This window comes from Roseateles sp. P2_H4 (assembly GCF_056403315.1).
The window spans coordinates 1-16,764 of record NZ_JBFUFR010000074.1 but is presented as its reverse complement, the minus strand read 5'-3'; the positions used below and the strand labels follow the sequence as shown (position 1 = coordinate 16,764).

Here is a 16,764-nt window from a genome sequence, read left to right as displayed (position 1 = left end):
GCCCACTGCACCCCAGGCCCGCCCCGCGCCGCCGGTGCTGCGCGACGAGATCCGAATCCCGACGGCGGCCTCCCAGCGCGTCGTGCCGCAGTTGGGCGACATCGGTGGCATGGAACCCATGCCCCTGCCCGGCCAGCCCAGCGCCAACCAGCGCAACCAGATGGACATGGCCTCCGAGCTGCGCCAGATGCGTGGCCTCATCGAGGAGCGCTTCTCCTCGCTGGCCTTCATGGAAAAGCTGCAGCGCCAGCCGGTGCAGGCGCGCCTGACGCAGAAGCTGCTGGAGCTGGGCTTCTCGCCCGCCCTGGTGCGCAAGCTGGCCGAGAGCTGCCCGTCGGACTTCAAGCCGGGCTCGCCCGCCGACCCGGCCGACGAGACCGCCTGGGCCGCCCATGTGCTGTCGCGCAATCTCCAGACCGACGAGGCTGCCCCGGCCATCGAGGACCGCGGCGGCGTGTTCGCGCTGATCGGCTCCACCGGCGTCGGCAAGACGACGACGACCGCCAAGCTGGCCGCCCATTTCGCCACCAAGTTCGGCGCCGGCCAGCTCGGCCTCATCACGCTGGACGCCTACCGCATCGGCGCCCACGAGCAGCTGCGCGCCTATGGCCGCATCCTCGGCGTGCCCGTGCACACGGCGCATGACCGCGCCTCGCTGGACGACCTGCTGGATCTGCTGTCCAGCAAGAAGCTCGTCCTCATCGACACCGCCGGCATGGCCCAGCGCGACAGCCGCACCCAGGAGCTGCTGGAAATGCAGGCCCACCCCAGCATCAAGAAGCTGCTCGTCATCAATGCCGCCCAGCAGGGCGAGACCATCGAGGACGTCGTCACCGCCTGGAAGGCCGCCGCCTGCGAAGGCGTCGTGCTCAGCAAGATCGACGAAGCCGTCAAGCTGGCCCCGGCCCTGGACACGCTGATCCGCCACAAGCTCAAGGTGCTGGGCGTCGCCAACGGCCAGCGCGTGCCCGAAGACTGGCATCGCCTGCCCAGCGTGGGCCTGGTGCAGCGCGCGCTGAAGGGCGCTGCCTCGGGCGCCTGGCGCATGGACAACACCGACGTCAACCTCATCTTTGCCGGCGCGCCGCTGACCGAAGGCATGAGGGCTGTGCACTGATGATGGTCGATCAAGCCCACGGCCTGCGGCGGCTTTTCGCCGCCTCCAAGACCCGCTTCGTGCCAGTCGTCAGCAACCCGCGCGTCATGGGCGCCGGCGCGCTGCTGGAGGGCCTGTGCTCGGCCTTCGCCGAGCTGAATCTCACCACGCTGGTCGTCGACGCAGGCGAACACTCGCCCAAGCCCTCCGAGCTGGCTAGCGTGGACCTGTCCAACTGCATCGAGCGCCTGTCGCCCAAGGTGTCCTACCTGGCGGCCCGCGGCCTGCCGCTGCGCCATATCAACGCCCATGGCTCGGCCGCTTCCTTCCTGGAGGCCGTGGCCGACGCGGCACCGGACGCCGATGTCATCCTGCTGCACGCGCCGGCCGCTGAACTGGCCCGCGTGGTGGCCCTGCGCGAGGTGCGCCCGCTGCTGCTGGCCGACACCGAGCCGGCGAGCGTGACGGAAGCCTATGCGGGCATGAAATGGCTCACACAACGGGCCGGGCTGATGGTCTACAGTCTGCTGATGGCCTGCCACCCACAACTGCGCGTGGCCACCCGCATCGCGCAACAGCTTCACTCCTGCGCCGACGGCTTCCTCGGCGCGGTGCTGCGTGACTGGGCCTGCCTGGACCCGCGAGCGTCCCAGAACGCACCGCTGACGCCCGAACTGCGTCATCTCGCCCGTGAGCTGCTGCTCGCGGCCCCTCCGGGAGCGGCCGTCGACGCCGCCTCCGATGCGACCCCGCTGCGCCCGGCGCGCAAGGCGTCTTCCCCCTTCATCGCTGCACATTGAACTCGCCGGAGTCCAAACATGATGCCCCCACGCTCACTGCGTTCACTGCCCCCCGCGGGGGCGCTTCAGCCCCTTCGGGCGGCCGTGCGGAGCTGACCATGTACACGCCCAAAGGCCGCCTCGACAACAGCTCGCTGATCAAGCAGTACAGCCCGCTGGTCCGACGCCTGGCGCACCAGATGATCGCCAAGCTGCCGGCCAATGTGGAGGTGGATGACCTGATCCAGGTCGGCCTGATCGGCCTGACCGACGCGCTGTCGCGCTTCGATGCCGAGCAGGGCGTGCAGTTCGAGACCTTTGCCACCCAGCGCATCCGCGGCGCCATGCTCGACGAGCTGCGCGGCGGCGACTGGATGAGCCGCGGCACGCGCCGCCAGCAGCGCGAGATCGAATCCGCCGTGCACAAGGTCGAGCAGCGCCTCGGCCGCGCGCCGCGCGAGGACGAGATCGCCGCCGAGATGGGCCTGCCGCTGGCCGAATACCAGGAGCTGCTCGGCAAGGTGCGCGGCACCCAGCTGGTCTACCTGGAAGACATGTCGGGCGACGACGGCGACCAGGATTACCTCGACCGCCACGTCGCCGACGAGAACGCCAACCCGGTGGCGATGCTGCAGGACCATCGCATGCGCGAGGCGCTGGTGGCCGCCATCAAGAACCTGCCCGAGCGCGAGCAGTTCGTGATGAGCATGTACTACGAGCACGACATGAATCTCAAGGAGATCGCGGCCGTGCTCAAGGTCACGGAGTCCCGCGTGTGTCAGTTGCACAGTCAGTCGATTGCAAGGTTGCGCGTTAAGCTGCGTGACTGGTAATCCACGGGGCCACTTCTTGCCGAGCCCCGGCCAATAAGCGGGGACAAAACGCATGTTCAAGTGGCCCAAGAGCGGGAGCTCTTCCGTCGCCATCACTCGCGACGAGCCCGTCCGTCGAGATGACAGCGCAGCGTTGAACGTTGTCAAGCGGTTGGCCCGCTCGATTTCCACCGTCGGCAAGGACGCCGCGGAAGTGCGGGGAGCCCTCGAAGACACCCAGCGCATCGTGCAGGCCCAGAGCCAGGCCATGCAGGCCCTGGCCCAGCAGCTCAACCAGATCGGCCAGGCGCAGGCAGCCATCGCCACCGCCACGGCGCAGAGCGCGGCGGCCGTGCAGCGCGCGCGCGGCGCCTTGGGTGTCGTCGGTGGCGAGGTCGTCGGCATGGCGAGCACGCTGGCCCAGGTGTCCGATGCGGCCGCCGAGATCACCAAGATTTCCCTGCAGACCCGCCTGGTGGCCTTCAATGCCGCCGTCGAGGCCAAGCATGCGGGCGATGCCGGCCGCGGTTTCGCCGTCGTGGCCGAAGCCGTCAAGGCGCTGGCCGGCCAGGTCGAAGGCTCGTCCAAGGCCATCGTCAGCGCCATCTCCAGCCTGCAGGAACGCATCGACAGGTTCAGCGCCGAGCTGACCGAGAACGCCGCCAAACCCAGCCAGATCCATGCAGCCTTCCATGAGGTCGAGCAGGATGTGCAGCGCATCTCGCAGTCCGCCGGCGAGAGCGGCCAGCAGATGAGCCTGCTCAACGAGCGCGCCCATGAGCTGGAGCGCGAGGTCTCTGAAGCCTCACATGGCCTGAAGGTGGCCTTCGACGGCAGCGACCGTTTCCTGCGCATGTCCGAGGAGCTCGTCGAGCAGATCGCCGAGAGCGGCGTCGAGGTCGACGACATGCCCTTCATCCGCACCGCCCAGCAGGCCGCCGACGAGATTGCCGGCCTGCTCGAAGAGGCGCTGCGCAGCGGCCAGATCAGCCAGGCCGACCTGTTCGACGACAAATACCGGCCGATCGAGGGCACCGCGCCGCAGCAGCACACGACACGCTTCTGCCAGCTGACCGACCGCCTCTTCCCCGCCGTGCAGGAGAAGATGCTGGCCTTCAGCGACAAGGTGGTGTTCTGCATCGCGGCCGACCGCAACGGCTATATCGCGACGCACAACCGCAAGTACTGCCAGCCGCAGCGCCCGGGCGACACGGTCTGGAACACGGCCAACAGCCGCTACCGGCGCATCTTCAACGACCGCACCGGCCTGGCCTCGGCGCGCAACACCCGGCCCTTTCTGCTGCAGACCTACCGGCGCGACATGGGTGGTGGCCGCTTCGTGGTGTTGAAGGAAGCGACGGCGCCCATCATGGTCAACGGCAAGCACTGGGGCGGCCTGCGCTTGGCGTTCAATTTCTGAAAGGTCGCCCGCCCCGCGGGCCGAGCGCCGGGCCTGCCATGGGCCAGAGGCCCATGGCCTTCCGTAGGCACAAGCAGTCCGCAGGGACTGCTTGTGTCCGACTCCAGTTCACCTAGCCGGCCCGCCTTGGGCGATGTGCTTGCGGCTCAATGCTGCAAGCATCGCCGTCCCCTCGGGGGCTGAGACCGGACACATGGCGCCCAGTGGGCGGCATGTGCCTGCCGAAGAGCAGCCGCTCTGCCGGCTGCGCGGCCTGCAAGGCCGGCCAAGGTACGCCTTGGACGAGGGGCTCACTTCACCGACTGCCGGATCTCCTGATTCAGCAGCTCCAGCCAGGCGTCGGCCTGCGGGTGGGTCTTGCTGATGGCCATGAAGGTCGGCTTGACCTCCAGCACGGCATGCCAGCGTATGGCGTCGACCGGCTTGGTCTGACGGGTGAGCTGGTATTCGAAAGTGGCGCGCTCCGAAAACACGGCATCGACGCGACCCAGGCTGAGCATCTCCAGCCCTGGACGCGGGTCGACGAGCTCGTGCAGCTTGTAGCGGCCAGAGGTCAGCTCGGGTGGCAGGTAGGAGCCGCGCTGGTAGGCCACGGTGGCATCCGGTGGCAAGGGTGCCTTGCGGTCGCCGCGCACGAAGAAACCCAGCTGCATGCGCGCCACCGGCAACGAGTAGCGGAACAAAGCGTCGCGCTCCTCGTTGCGCCACATCGTCATCAGCAGGCAGTCGCCATTCTTGGCCAGCGCGAAGGCGCGTACCCAGGGCACATGCAGGGTCTGCACGGCCAGACCGCCGGCCGCGAAGGCGCGACGGGCCAGTGCCGTCAGGCTGCCGCCATCGGGCAGCTCGATGCTGACATAGGGCGGGAAATCGGTCATGCACAGCTGCACGGCAGGCGCCTGGGCCTGCACGGGCGCAGCCACGGCCAGCAGCGCCAGGGCGGTGCTCAGGCGGCAGGCGAGGGTGCGGGGGGCTGTCAGGAGGGGTGGGCGAGTCATGCGGGATGGCGCTCAGAAGTGAGCCTAGCCAGCCCGCCGGCTTTCGGCAATGCGGGGTTGAAAGCCCTGCGTGTGTTTTGCCGCTCGACGCGCGAGTGATTCCCCCAGGGCCGCGCGCCTGGCCGCGAATGACCGACTTGATCGACAGCGGCCCGGGGTAGGCGCGCACATGGTGGACACGGCCGCGGGCACGCGGCAGCACATTGGCGTCGAACAGCGCTTCGGGCGTCGTGCGGATCAGCAGCTCGCCGGACACGGCGGCTTCACTCCGCGATGCAGGCCCTGTTCTTGCCCGTGTGCTTGGCCTCATACAGGGCCACGTCGGCGCGGTCCAGCGCGGCCTCCAGCGTCTCGCCGGGCCGGTACAGCGTCACGCCGGCCGAGAAGGTCACGAAGACGTCCTTGCCCTCGTGGTTGAACAGCGCCGACGACAGCGAGCGCTGCAGGCGCACCAGCACGGCTTGAGCCTCGTCCAGCGGCGTGTTGGGCAGCATCAGCACGAACTCCTCGCCGCCGTAGCGCGCCACCATGTCGCCGGGGCGCAGCGACGCCTGGGTGCGCTCGGCGAGCGACTTCAGTGCGATGTCGCCGGCGTGGTGGCCGAGGCTGTCGTTGAGTTTCTTGAAGTTGTCGATGTCCAGCAGGGCCAGCGCCACCCGGGTTGACTCGCGCTCGGACTTGGCCTGCTCGATGCCGAAAGCCTGGATGAGGCCGCGGCGGTTGGCGACCTGCGTGAGCTGGTCGGTATGGACTTCGTTGGAGAGGCGGCGCAGTTCGCCCTCGAGTTCGTCGACGCGCTGCGTCAAGGCCGCGGCACGGTCGTGTTCGAGGGTCAGCCGCTGCTGTGTCTGGGCCACCAGGCCCTGCACGCTGCGGCTTTCCTCGACCATCTCGCGCACGGTGCCTGTCAGGCTCTCGAGCGAGTCGGCCTGCTCGATGGCTTCGGCGTAGCGGCCCACGCTGCTCTGGAAGCGGTCGGTGTGCTGGCCCAGCTCGCCGAGCTCGGTCAGCATGCGCTGGATCAGGCCTTTCAACGAGTCGCGCGCCTTGGAGCGCTCGTCGCGCAGCACGCGCTGGCGTTCGCGCGTGCCGGTCAGCAGCTCGGACACGGTGCGCACGCCGCGCCCCGACAGGCCCTGGGCCAGCGTGTGGTTCATCGCCTCGGCCTGGCCGCGGGCCCAGGAGTCGTCCTCGGCGAGGTCCACCAGGCTGCTGCTCAGCTCGCGGCACAGGCCGCCGAGTTCGTCGAAGAGATGGCGGCGGTGGTCCAGCAGGTGGCGGGCGCGCAGGCACAGCGCGGCCATCTGGGTGGCGCGCTCGGGGCTGGCGCCCTGGGCCTTGAGTTCGGCCTGGGCGGCGTCGATCTCGCGCATCAGCGCGTCGGCCGGCGTCGCCTCGGTCTGCGGCGAACGCAGTGCATGGCGCACCGTGCCGCTGAGCTCACCGCTGACGTCGGCCCAATGCGGGCTGGTGTCGACAGCCGGTGCCGGCGTGTCGCGCAGGCCGGTGCGGCTCAGTTCGCCGAAGCCCGTGCTTTCGCGAAAGCCGGTCTCGGCAAACGTGCTTTCGGAGAAGAACTGGCTGGGCGTGCCGCCGTCCTCGTCCGTCTCCACGCCGCTGCCGTCGCCATCCTTGTCCCAGCTCACCACGAGCTGGCCCAGGCGCTTGACGAGCTTGCCGCTGTCGCTGCGGCCCAGCTCCAGCACGCGCTGGATGCCGTCTTTCTTGCGTGCCAGCGTCCAGTGCTTGCCGCCGCGCTCCAGGCCGCGCACCAGGCGTTCGATGGCCTGAGCCAGGGCCTCGGCCTGGGCGGCTGGGCCGGCCACGTCGAGCAGCTTGTCGACCTGGCGTTGCAGTTCGTCGAGTTTCTGGTCGCGCAGCGCCGTCTGCAGGTCCTGGCGCTGGTTGCCCGAGGGCAGGGCCAGGCTGATCAGCTTGGACATCAGCTGCTGCAGGCGCTCGGGTACGGCGCCGTTGGCCGCCGCTGCCGGTGCGGGCTCGCCGCCTTCGATGGCGTAGGCGCGGGCGTAGTTCTCGGGCGTGGGCTCCAGCCGGGCCTGGGCCAGGCGCTGCAGCGCGGCCTTGGCCAGCTGGGCCGGCGGCAGTTGGCTGCGCATTCAGCGTTGCCCGCGCGAAGCCACGTCGGTGCTGCCGTCGGCCTGGGTGATCCAGGGCGCCTTGCGTGGCAGCACGGTCTGGGCGATCCAGCGCTCCAGCTCATCGGCCGGCAGCGCCTTGCTGAACAGGAAACCCTGCATCAGCGAGCAGCCCAGGCGGTGCAGCACTTCCATCTGGCGCAGCGTCTCGACGCCTTCGGCGATGACGCGCAGGCCCAGGGCGCGCGCCAGCGCGATGATGGCCGTGACGACCGCCGAGCTCTGCGGCGTGATGCCCAGGTCGCGCACAAAGGTGCGGTCGACCTTGACCTCCGAGATCGRCAGCGTGGTCAGGTAGGCGAGGGACGAATAGCCGGTGCCGAAGTCGTCGATGGAGATTTCCACGCCGACTTCGTTGAGGCGATGCAGCGACGGGATGACGTTCTGCAGGTCCTTCATCAGGTTGTTCTCGGTGATCTCAAGCTGGATCGACCGGTGCGGCACGCCATAGGCGCTGACGCATTGGTGGATGTGCTCGACGAGATCGGTGCGCTCGAACAGCCGGCTGGGCAGGTTCACGGCGATGGAGTCGCTGAAGCCGAACTGCAGTGACCAGAGCTTGGCCTGGCGGGCGGCTTCCTTCAGCGCCCACTCGGACAGCGGCACGATGAGGCCGGTTTCCTCGGCCAGCGGGATGAAGTCGGCCGGCGGCACCAGCACATTGCCGCGCTGCCAGCGCATCAGCGCCTCGGCGCCCACCATGCGGGCGGCGCGCACGTCGATCTTGGGCTGGTAGTGCAGCACGATCTCGTTGCGCTCCAGCGCCTTGTGCAGGGCGCTTTCCAGCTCCAGCTTCTGCTTGCCGTGGCCGGCCAACTGCGGCGAGTAGACGGCCGAGGCGTTGCGGCCCTGGCTTTTGACCGCATACATGGCCACGTCGGAATTGCGCAGCAGGTCGGCCATGGTCTGGCCGTCGCGCGGGTAGAGGGCAATGCCGACGCTGGCGGTGACGAAGCATTCCTGGCCGCCGACGAAGATGGGCTCGCGCAGGGCGTCCAGCACGCGCTGGGCGACGCGCTCGGCGTCGCGCTCATCGGTCACTTCGGGCAGCAGGGCCACGAACTCGTCGCCGCCCAGCCGCCCCACGGCTTCCAGGCCGCGGTGGCTGCGGTTGCCCATGCCGTCGAGCACGCCTTCCAGGATCTGGTCGGAATGGCGCACGCAGCTGCGCAGGCGGCGGCCGACCTCGACGAGGAGCTCGTCGCCGGCCGCGTGGCCCAGGGTGTCGTTGATGACCTTGAAGCGGTCCAGGTCGATCAGCAGCAGGCCGACCTCATGGCCGCCACGGCGGGCGCTCTCGATGGCGCGCTCGACGCGGTAGATCAGCTGGCGGCGATTCGGCAGGCCGGTCAGCGCATCGAAGTGGGCGAGCTGGCGGATGCGGTCCTCGGCCTGGCGGCGATCGGTCACGTCCTGCAGGATGCCGGTGTAGCCGCTGACGCCGCCCTGCTCGTTGAACTCGGGCTCCGCCTCGATGTGGACGACGCGCTGGCGGCCGTCGGGCAGGATCAGCGGCAGGTCGGTTACCAGCACCGAGGTGTGGGCGATGACGTCGCGCAGCAGGCGCAGGAAGACGTGGCGGTCGTCGGCCGGCACCATGCGCATGACGCCGACGAAGTCGAGCCGGTCCTGCGGGCCGCGGCCGAAGACGCGCAGGCCCTCGGCGGAGATGGCGAAGCTGGCGGCCGTGTCGCGCCACCACTCGAAGCTGCCCATGCGGGCCAGGTCCTGGGCGCGGGCCAGCTTGGCCTTGCTGCGCTCCAGCTCCAGCCGCGTGCGCGAGCTGCGCAGCAGGTAGCGCAGCCGGCCGTCGAGCAGGCTCCACTGCGGCGACTTGACGAAGAAGTCGGTGGCGCCGGCCTGGTAGGCGCGGTTGATGGAGGCTTCGTCGTCCAGGCCGGTCAGCATCAGCACGGGGAGCGACTCGAAGCCGGGCGTGGCGCGCAGCAGCGAGCAGGTCTCGAAGCCGTCGAGCTCGGGCATCAGCGCGTCCAGCACGACGACGTCGGGCGTGCGCGTGGACAGCAGGCCCAGGGCCTCGCTGCCGCTGGGGGCTTCGGTGACTTCAAAGCCGCGCTCACGCAGCGCGGCGGCGGTCAACAGCAGGTTGACCTCGTCATCGTCCACCAGCAGCACGCGGGGGCGCGGTGGCAGATCGTCGAGGGCTTGACCGGTGGGCAGCATGAGGCTGGGTGTCAAAGCAGCGCGGCCAAGGCCGTGCGTACCTGTTGGATGTCTTGGAGCATAGCGTCCAACTGCTCGCTCAGGCCGTCCACGCGGCCGTCGCGGGCCATGTTCTCGATGTCGGCGCAGCGCGCCGACAGCGTCATGGCGCCCAGGCTGGCCGACGAGGACTTCAGCGTGTGGCTGACATGGCGCACGACGGCGAGGTCAGGCRTGGCGCCTTCGCGGGCGCGGGCGAGGTCGGGAAGCAAACGTTCAAGTGAGTTGGAGAAGGCGGCGACGACGCGTTCCAGCAGCTTGTTGCCGCCACTCGGGTCGAGTTCCCGCAGGCGACGGATCGCCTCGGGATCGAGCAGGGCTGCGGGCTGGGAGGCGGTCATGGACAGGTCTGCGGGTCAGGGACTCGGCATGTCTAAATGTAGCTTGGGTGGGAGGGGGGCCAAACGCGAAGGAATGCACAGATTTGACGGGCTGCGCTGTGGTTATTGACATCGGGCCACACCGGACTTGCCCAGGGCCTGTTGCCGGGTAAGCGCTGCCTACAATGAAGCGCATGAACAGCCTCAGCGACGACAGCGCGCTCACGTCGCGCCGCCAGGAGCGACGACTGCCGATGCGGCTGCTGATGCTGACGCTGGCCACGGCCTCCATCCTGATGCTGGTGCTGGGCGGCCTGGTGGTGCTGGCGCTGATGCGGGTCTGGGGTGGCGAGGTCGGCCTCGTGCACGCCGCCCTCGTCCTGACGGCATTCTTCACCGGAGTCATGGTGCTGGTCGCGGCGGCGCTGGGTTGGCATGCCGGCGTGCGTCTGACGCGCCAGCGCATGGCCGAGCCGCTGCGCGAGGTGCGCCAGCAACTGCTGATGCAGGCCCAGTTGCAGCGTGACTGGCAATGGGCCACCGATGCCGAGCACCGCCTGGTGCGCTGGCAGGCGCCTCAGGGCGCACCTTCGTCGAGCTGGGTGGGTGCGGTCGCCAGCACCCAGCAGCTGTGGGATCGCTTCGAGGCTGCCGAGCCGGCGGCTCATTTGCGTGAACGCCTGGCTGCCCACCAGCCCTTCGCCGACCTGCAGCTCACTGCCGCGGACGGTGCCGCCCAATGGCGGCTGCGCGGCCTGCCCTGCATCGACTCGCACGGCCATTTCGCCGGCTACCTGGGCACGGCCCGGCCCGACGCCCCGGTCGAGGCGACGACGCCGGCGCCCCAGCCGGCCCAGGCCGCCGACCTGGCGGCCGAGCACGAATCCTTCAGCTACACCGTCTCCCATGACCTGCGCGCGCCGCTGCGCGTCGTCGAAGGCTTTGCGCGCATCCTCAAGGAAGACTACGGCACGCGGCTGGACCGGGTCGGCAACGACCACCTCGACCGCGTCATGAGCGCCGCTGCGCGCATGAACAGCATGATCGACGCGCTGCTGTCGCTGTCCCAGCTGTCGACGCGGCCACTGGCCTGCCAGCCGGTCAACCTGTCGCAGCAGGCCGGCTATGTGATGGAAGAGATCCGACGCGGTGCGCCGCAGCGCGAGTTGGTGCTGGACATCGAGCCCGGCATGTCCGTGCAGGGCGACCCGACGCTGCTGCGCATGGTGCTGGAGAACCTGCTGGGCAATGCCTGGAAGTACAGCGGCAAGGTGCCTCAGACCGAGATCAGCTTCGGCAGCGTGCAGCAGGGCGGGCGGCGTGTCTTCGTCGTGGCGGACAACGGCGCCGGCTTCGACATGCGTTTTGCGGAGCGCCTGTTCGGCGTCTTCCAGCGCCTGCACAGCGCCAGCGACTTCCAGGGCACCGGCGTGGGTCTGGCCCTGGTGCGCCGAATCATCCGCCGCCATGGCGGCGACATCTGGGCCGAATCCGCCGTCGGCGAAGGCTCGCGCTTCTACTTCACTCTCGGCTAGCGCGCGCCTGGCCGCGCCAGCAGTTCCAGCGCATCCACGACCCGCCGCGCCTGCTCGGGCAGGCTGTGGCCATCGGCCGAGGCCAGGCTCATCAGCCGTGCCAGCGCTTCGTCGCGTGGCAGGGAATAGCGGTGCATCAGCACGCCGACGGCCAGGGCCGTCATGTCCAGTTGCGGCAGTTCTGAGGGCGCCTCGAAGGCTTCGGCCATGGCCGCAGGCGCCGCAGCGGAGGTCGGGATGGGCGTCGTCGAGCGTGCGAAGGCGGCCTCGACGGCCGGCACGATCTGCGAGATGTCCAGCGGCTTGACGAGATAGGCGACGGCGCCGAGCTCCTTGACCTTGGCCACGGTCGCCTCGTCGGCGAAGGCGGACAGGAACATGAAGGGGGTCTGCAGGAATTCGCGCAGATAGGCCGCGACGTCGAAGCCGGTCAGGCCTTCCATGCGGATGTCGAGCAGGGCCAGCTCGGGCCGGTGTTCGCGTGCGAGCAGGATGGCGTCGTCGCCGTTGTCGGCGTCGATGACCTCGAAGCCGGCCTGCGTGAGCCCATAGCTCAGCGTCGCCAATACCAGACGGTCGTCATCGACGACCAGGATCTTGCCCTTGCTCACCGTGCCCCTCTATCCAGAACTTGGTTTTGTGGCCGGATTGTGAACCACGCTGGGTGGAATCAGTTCCAGGCGGCAAACCACGTCCTCGCCCTGCTGTTCCAGGCTCAGGATGGCGCTGCGCCGCGGCAGCAGGGCGCGCACCAGGCCCAGGCCCGAGACGCCGCTCTTCACGTCCTGCAGCAGGAAGCCCTCGGGCAGGCGGCCCGGGTTGACGATCTCGACCGTGACGCCGGCCGTGTCGCAGATGAGCTGGCAGCGCACCTGGGCGCCGTTGCTGTGCCGCAGCGCATTGCCCAGCAGCTCGTTGAGGCTGAGGGCGATCGGAATGGCTTCGGCCTCGGGCAGGCACCAGTCCTCCATCAGCGCGCCGCCCTCGGCGGCGGTCGTGATGACGCGGCCCTGCATGCGCTGCACCGAGCCGACGATGGCGTCGAACACCCGCTTCAGCACCAGCGGCCCCGCGGCGCCGACCTGCAGGCCATAGACCTGGGCGATGGCCTGCACCTGGCCGACGGCTTCCTTCAGTACGCCGGCGACCTCGGGCCGGCGCGCCGCGATCTGCTGCAGCAGGCCGGCCACGCCCTGCAGGTTGTTCTTGATGCGGTGGTGCACCTCGCGCACCAGCAGCTCGCGCTGCGAGATGGCGGCCTGCAGGCGCGCCTGCTCGGCGGCGCGCTGCTCGGTGACGTCGCTGGCAACCAGCAAAAGCAGCTCCGGCGTGTCGTCGCCGCCGACGCCGGCCAGGTGCAGCAGCCGTGCATCCCAGATGCGTGTCGAGCCCCCCGCCGGCACGTGGTATTCGCGCTGCACGACGGTCTGCGACTCCAGCGCCTCGCGCATGTCGGCCACCACCTGGGCGCCCTGCTCGTCGCCGAAGAGCTGGGCCGGCGTGCCGCCCAGCATGGCGGCCTCGGGCCGGCCGGCCAGCGTCGCCGCGGCGTGGTTGAGCTTGACGATGCGCAGGCTCTGGGCCTCGTGCAGCGTGATGGCCAGCGGTGCGCCTTCGATGATGCGGGCCAGCGACGCCTGGGCCATGCGGCTCTGGGCCTCGGCCTGGCGGCGGCGGTCGATGTCGAGGAGGGCGTAGGTCAGCTGGGTGCCACCGTCCTCGCGCGGCGTCTGCACCGCGTTGCCGATGACCCAGAACTCGCGTCCGTCGCGGCCGCGCAGCCGGCATTCGAAGACTTCGGCGCCCGGCTCCATGTGGAAGGCGTGGTCGTCGTCCTCGGGCGCCAGCACGCCCATGGGCTGGCCCTGCACGTCCTCGAGCTCGCAGCCGAACATGCGGCGCGCCGAGCGGTTCATCCATTCGATGCCGTCGGGGCCGACGGTGACGATGCCCACCAGCACCGAGTCCAGCACGGCGCGTTCGCTCTCGGCGCGCAGCAGCAGCGCGTTCTCGGCCTGGGCCTGGGCGGTCACGTCCAGCGTGACGACCGAGGTCGAGCGCCGGCCGCCGGCCAGCAGCCCCGGCGCGACGCGGGTCAGCAGCCAGCGCCGGCCGAGCTCGGGGTGGCGCACGGCATAGCGCACCTCGACGGCGTCACCTTTCTTCAGCGCGCGCTGCAGGCGCTCGAATTCGGGCAGCGACGCGGGCTCGACGATCTCGCGGTTGATGCCCTGCAGCGAGCCCACGGGTTGGCGGGCGCCGGTCTTGAAGGGCGAACCCTTGCGGTGGGCCTTGAGCCAGCCGGCCTCGGGCTGGAAGGTGGCCAGGCCGACGGCGGCGGTGTCCATCAGCGCGTCGAGCTGCTGGTGGGCGAGGTCGCGTTCGTGCAGCGTGCTCTGGTCTTCCAGCACGGCCAGCAGCAGGGCCCGGCCGGCGTGGCGCCACAGCCGCAGCCGCGCCTGCAGCCAGCGGGGGAGGCCCTGGGGGTCGATGAACTCGGCCTCGGTGACCAGGGGGCCGTCCTGCGGGCGCTGGGCCGTCAGCGCCGGCAGCGGCGTGCCGCGGTGCCAGCCCAGCAGGGCCTGCAACAGGTCGGGCAGGTCGTTCAGGTGGCGGGGCGTGCCGGCGTAGAGGTTGGCGAAGGCGGCGTTGTGGCGCAGCAGCGTGCCGCTGGCGGCATCGGCCAGCAGGGCCGGCCAGGGCAGCAGGGCCAGCCATTCGGCCAGCGGCGGCTCGCCGGGGTCGGCCGCACTGAGCTGGGCATGCAGCAGCCAGTTGGGCCGGTCGCGCAGCAGATGCAGCGTCGCGCGCTGGCCGTCGGCCAGCTTCAGCGGCGGTGCGGGCGGTGGTGTGCGGCCAGCGTCGATGGCGCGCGTGGCCTCGCGCAGCCAGGCTTCCAGCCGGGCGCCGGCCGCCTGGCGCAGCAGCCGCCAGCCTTCGGCGGCATCGGTGCCCAGCCACTCGCGCGCGGCCGGGTTGGCGCGCAGCGCGGACAGGTCGGTCCTCAGGGTCAGCACCGGATCGCTGACGAGGTCGAACAAGCTGGCGGAAGCGGGGGGGCCGAACATGGTTCAGCCGGTCGACGGGCTCATTCGGGCTGGTTCGCCGGCCCTTGAAAAAGCCACCCCGCTCATTCGAGCTGGGTGGCCTTGTGCAGCGCGCGCAGCACGCAGGCATTGATCTCGCCAGCGCCCAGCATCAGCGCGTCGGCACGCTCGCGGTAGTCGAACACGCTCTCGGCCTCGATGGCGCGCACCAGCTCCAGATAGGGCAGGAAGGGGCCGGTCTCGTCGACCAGCGCCTGGCGCACGCGCTCGGGCACGGGGATGCTCTGCAGCAGCTTGTCGAAGGGCGCCTTGAGCATGTGGTCCAGCAGCGAGAACAGGCCGCAGATGAACATCTCGTCGCGTTGCTCGCGGTCTTCGATGCCGGCTGCCAGCTCTTCCATCAACAGGCCGCGACGCACGGCGCCAAACATGATGGGGCGCATGCTGTGGTCCTTGCTGGCCGTCGTCAGCAGCAGGGCCAGCCAGCGCTTCAGGCGCGCATAGCCCAGCAGCATGATGGCGTGGCGGAAGCTCGACACCTCCACCGGCAGGCCGAAGGCGGCCGAGTTCATGTAGCGCAGCAGCTTGAAGGCGAGGCTGGGGTCGCGCTTGAGCGTCTGCTCCAGGCGCTCGACGTCCTCGCCCTCGTCGACGCGCGACATCAGCTCCATGATGACCTGCAGGTCGGCGGCGATCTCGGTCTTGGGCGCACCCGGGGCGGCTTCGTAGACGCCGTCCATCGGCCAGCCGATGACGGTCTCGGCGCCGGCCTTGAAGCTGGCATCGATGGCTTCGGCGCCGCGCACGCCGGCGTGCACGGTGGCTGTACCAGCCGGCGCGGCTTGTCCGGGCTCCAGCACCACCTGCTTGAAGAGGGCGGCGACGGCGGCCGGCAGCGGCGCGTTGGGCAGGCCCTTGAGCAGGCCGCTGTGGCCGGCCGACTTCAGGGCGGCGATGGCATCGGCGTGGGCGGGGTCCGCGGCGATGAAGGCCGGCACCTCGATCTGGGTCGGCTGGGCCGGTGGCTGGGCCAGCAGGGCGGCCAGCAGCGCCTCACCCTGGGCGCTGATGACGGCGCCGCCCTTGGGCCAGGTGGCGGCCAGCGCGGCCAGCAGCTCGGCGTGGTCGATGCGGGCATCGGCGCGCAGCGGCACCAGCGTCAGCCGCGTGCCGGCGATGTTGCGCTGCCTGTCGATGACCGGGGCATACCCCAGGGCGATACCAGGCAGGATGGCGTGATCGAGGGCAGCAGGAGTGGTGTCGGACATGGCGCGGCGCAGGGCTGGCGGTGAATGCGGCAGTCTGCCACGAGCGCCGCCGGCCCACGGGGACGATTCGTGACCGAATTCATTCCCCGGCCTGACGCTCCCGGCATGGCCGACCTCAGGCCGGCCCGGTGGCGGTTCGCGCTCGGGCTTCCAGCGCCTGGATGACGGCCGCCATGTCATCGCGGCCCAGGCCCAGGCTTTCCGCGGCGGCAAAGAGCTCAAGGCTGTCGTCCAGCAGTGGTGTCGGCGCGCCGGCCTCGGCCGCGGCGTCGGCGACCAGGCGGGCATTCATCAGCACGTCGCTGATGGCCGCCTGCACGCTGAAATCCCGCCTGACCAGCTTGTCCAGCTTGATGCGCGACACGGCGCTGGCCATGGGGCCGGCGTCCAGCACGGCGTTCAGCAGGCCCAGGTCCAAGCCCTGACGCTGCGCGAAGTTCACGGCCTCCGCGAGGCTCGCTACCAGCGTGATCAGGTAGAGGTTGACCGACAGCTTCATGCGCAGTGCCGCCGGCGGCGCGCCGCAGGCGAAACAGTCCTTGTAAAGCGGCGCGAGCAGTTCCCTGGCGCGGGCCACGTCTTCCGGCTCGCCGGCCAGCATGCAGACGAGCTGGCCGGTCTCGGCCGGCACGCGGGAGCCCGAGACGGGGGCTTCCACGTAGCGGCCGCCGGCGGCATGCACGTCGGCAGCCAGCGCGGCCGAGTATTCGGGCGCCGTCGTGCCCATCTGGACCAGGGTACGGCCTCGAACGAGGCTGACGAACTGGGGCCTGCCGCGTGCCAGCACCGCATCGCTGGCGGCCGCGTTGGCCAGCATCAGCAGCACGGTGTCGGCCTGGGCGAAGACCTCGGCGGCGCTGGCCGCATGGCGCAAGCCCGGCGTGCCTTCGAGGGCCTGGGTGCCGCTGCGGCTCCAGGCGTGCAGCGAATGTCCTGCGGCCGCAAGCCGCCGCGCCATGGGCAGGCCCATGACGCCGAGGCCGATGAATCCGAGTTCCATATGCGTCTCCGAGCCCGAGGGCGGGCTGCCGAGACGCTAGCGCGGCCCATCCGGCGTGTCTGGAATCAGGGTATTCCGGGCCGAGCGCTGGGCCGCTCCCGAGCCGGCCC

The 16,764-nt window shown here is 70.2% G+C and carries 13 protein-coding genes; 5 read left to right on the top strand and 8 right to left on the bottom strand.

Translation table 11 applies throughout. The annotated features are described in order from the left end of the window. The 4 genes from flhF to AC1DW3_RS29940 form a co-directional block, all read left to right on the top strand. Positions 1–1,117: flagellar biosynthesis protein FlhF (gene flhF / locus AC1DW3_RS29955; RefSeq protein ID WP_477937806.1), on the top strand; the 1,117-nt coding region annotated here is incomplete at its 5' end. After that, positions 1,117–1,896 (top strand): MinD/ParA family ATP-binding protein, encoded by a 780-nt coding sequence (locus tag AC1DW3_RS29950; protein WP_477937804.1) that lies wholly within the window; start codon positions 1,117–1,119, stop codon positions 1,894–1,896. The genes flhF and AC1DW3_RS29950, both read left to right, overlap by 1 nt. A gap of 98 nt (positions 1,897–1,994) precedes the next feature. Further along, on the top strand, positions 1,995–2,708 hold the full coding sequence (locus AC1DW3_RS29945) for an RNA polymerase sigma factor FliA (RefSeq protein ID WP_477937802.1): 714 nt from the start codon (positions 1,995–1,997) through the stop codon (positions 2,706–2,708). Between the two features lie 133 nt (positions 2,709–2,841). Further along, entirely contained in the window at positions 2,842–4,107 is a 1,266-nt protein-coding gene (locus AC1DW3_RS29940; RefSeq protein WP_477937800.1) for a methyl-accepting chemotaxis protein, read from the top strand. Positions 4,108–4,397: 290 nt separating this feature from the next. Here AC1DW3_RS29940 and AC1DW3_RS29935 read toward each other — a convergent pair whose 3' ends face one another. The 4 genes from AC1DW3_RS29935 to AC1DW3_RS29920 form a co-directional block, all read right to left on the bottom strand. Then, complete coding sequence (locus tag AC1DW3_RS29935) at positions 4,398–5,105, bottom strand: substrate-binding periplasmic protein (RefSeq protein ID WP_477937798.1); 708 nt, start codon at positions 5,103–5,105, stop codon at positions 4,398–4,400. A gap of 263 nt (positions 5,106–5,368) precedes the next feature. Next, complete coding sequence (locus AC1DW3_RS29930) at positions 5,369–7,222, bottom strand: GGDEF domain-containing protein (protein WP_477937796.1); 1,854 nt, start codon at positions 7,220–7,222, stop codon at positions 5,369–5,371. Beyond that, the gene (locus tag AC1DW3_RS29925) at positions 7,223–9,445 is read right to left on the bottom strand and encodes a putative bifunctional diguanylate cyclase/phosphodiesterase (protein ID WP_477937794.1); all 2,223 of its coding nucleotides are present in this window, start codon (positions 9,443–9,445) and stop codon (positions 7,223–7,225) included. An 11-nt stretch (positions 9,446–9,456) separates the two neighbouring features. Continuing rightward, positions 9,457–9,825, bottom strand: coding sequence for an Hpt domain-containing protein (locus AC1DW3_RS29920; RefSeq protein WP_477937792.1), 369 nt, complete (start codon positions 9,823–9,825; stop codon positions 9,457–9,459). Positions 9,826–9,998: 173 nt separating this feature from the next. Here AC1DW3_RS29920 and AC1DW3_RS29915 point away from each other — a divergent pair, with 173 nt between their 5' ends. After that, entirely contained in the window at positions 9,999–11,339 is a 1,341-nt protein-coding gene (locus AC1DW3_RS29915; RefSeq protein WP_477937789.1) for a sensor histidine kinase, read from the top strand. On the opposite strand, the gene AC1DW3_RS29910 is transcribed toward AC1DW3_RS29915, so the two are convergent. From AC1DW3_RS29910 to AC1DW3_RS29895, 4 genes are all read right to left on the bottom strand, one after another. After that, a complete protein-coding gene (locus AC1DW3_RS29910; protein ID WP_477937787.1) occupies positions 11,336–11,950 on the bottom strand; it encodes a response regulator in 615 nt (204 codons plus the stop codon). The two genes, AC1DW3_RS29915 and AC1DW3_RS29910, sit on opposite strands and share 4 nt — an antisense overlap. A 9-nt stretch (positions 11,951–11,959) precedes the next feature. Further along, complete coding sequence (locus tag AC1DW3_RS29905; RefSeq protein WP_477937785.1) at positions 11,960–14,407, bottom strand: PAS domain-containing sensor histidine kinase; 2,448 nt, start codon at positions 14,405–14,407, stop codon at positions 11,960–11,962. A gap of 62 nt (positions 14,408–14,469) precedes the next feature. Next, positions 14,470–15,654 carry an EAL and HDOD domain-containing protein gene (locus tag AC1DW3_RS29900; protein WP_477937783.1) on the bottom strand — a complete coding sequence of 395 codons (1,185 nt, stop codon included), beginning with the start codon at positions 15,652–15,654 and terminating at the stop codon, positions 14,470–14,472. A 115-nt stretch (positions 15,655–15,769) separates the two neighbouring features. Continuing rightward, positions 15,770–16,654, bottom strand: coding sequence for an NAD(P)-dependent oxidoreductase (locus tag AC1DW3_RS29895; RefSeq protein ID WP_477937781.1), 885 nt, complete (start codon positions 16,652–16,654; stop codon positions 15,770–15,772). Positions 16,655–16,764: the final 110 nt, after the last annotated feature.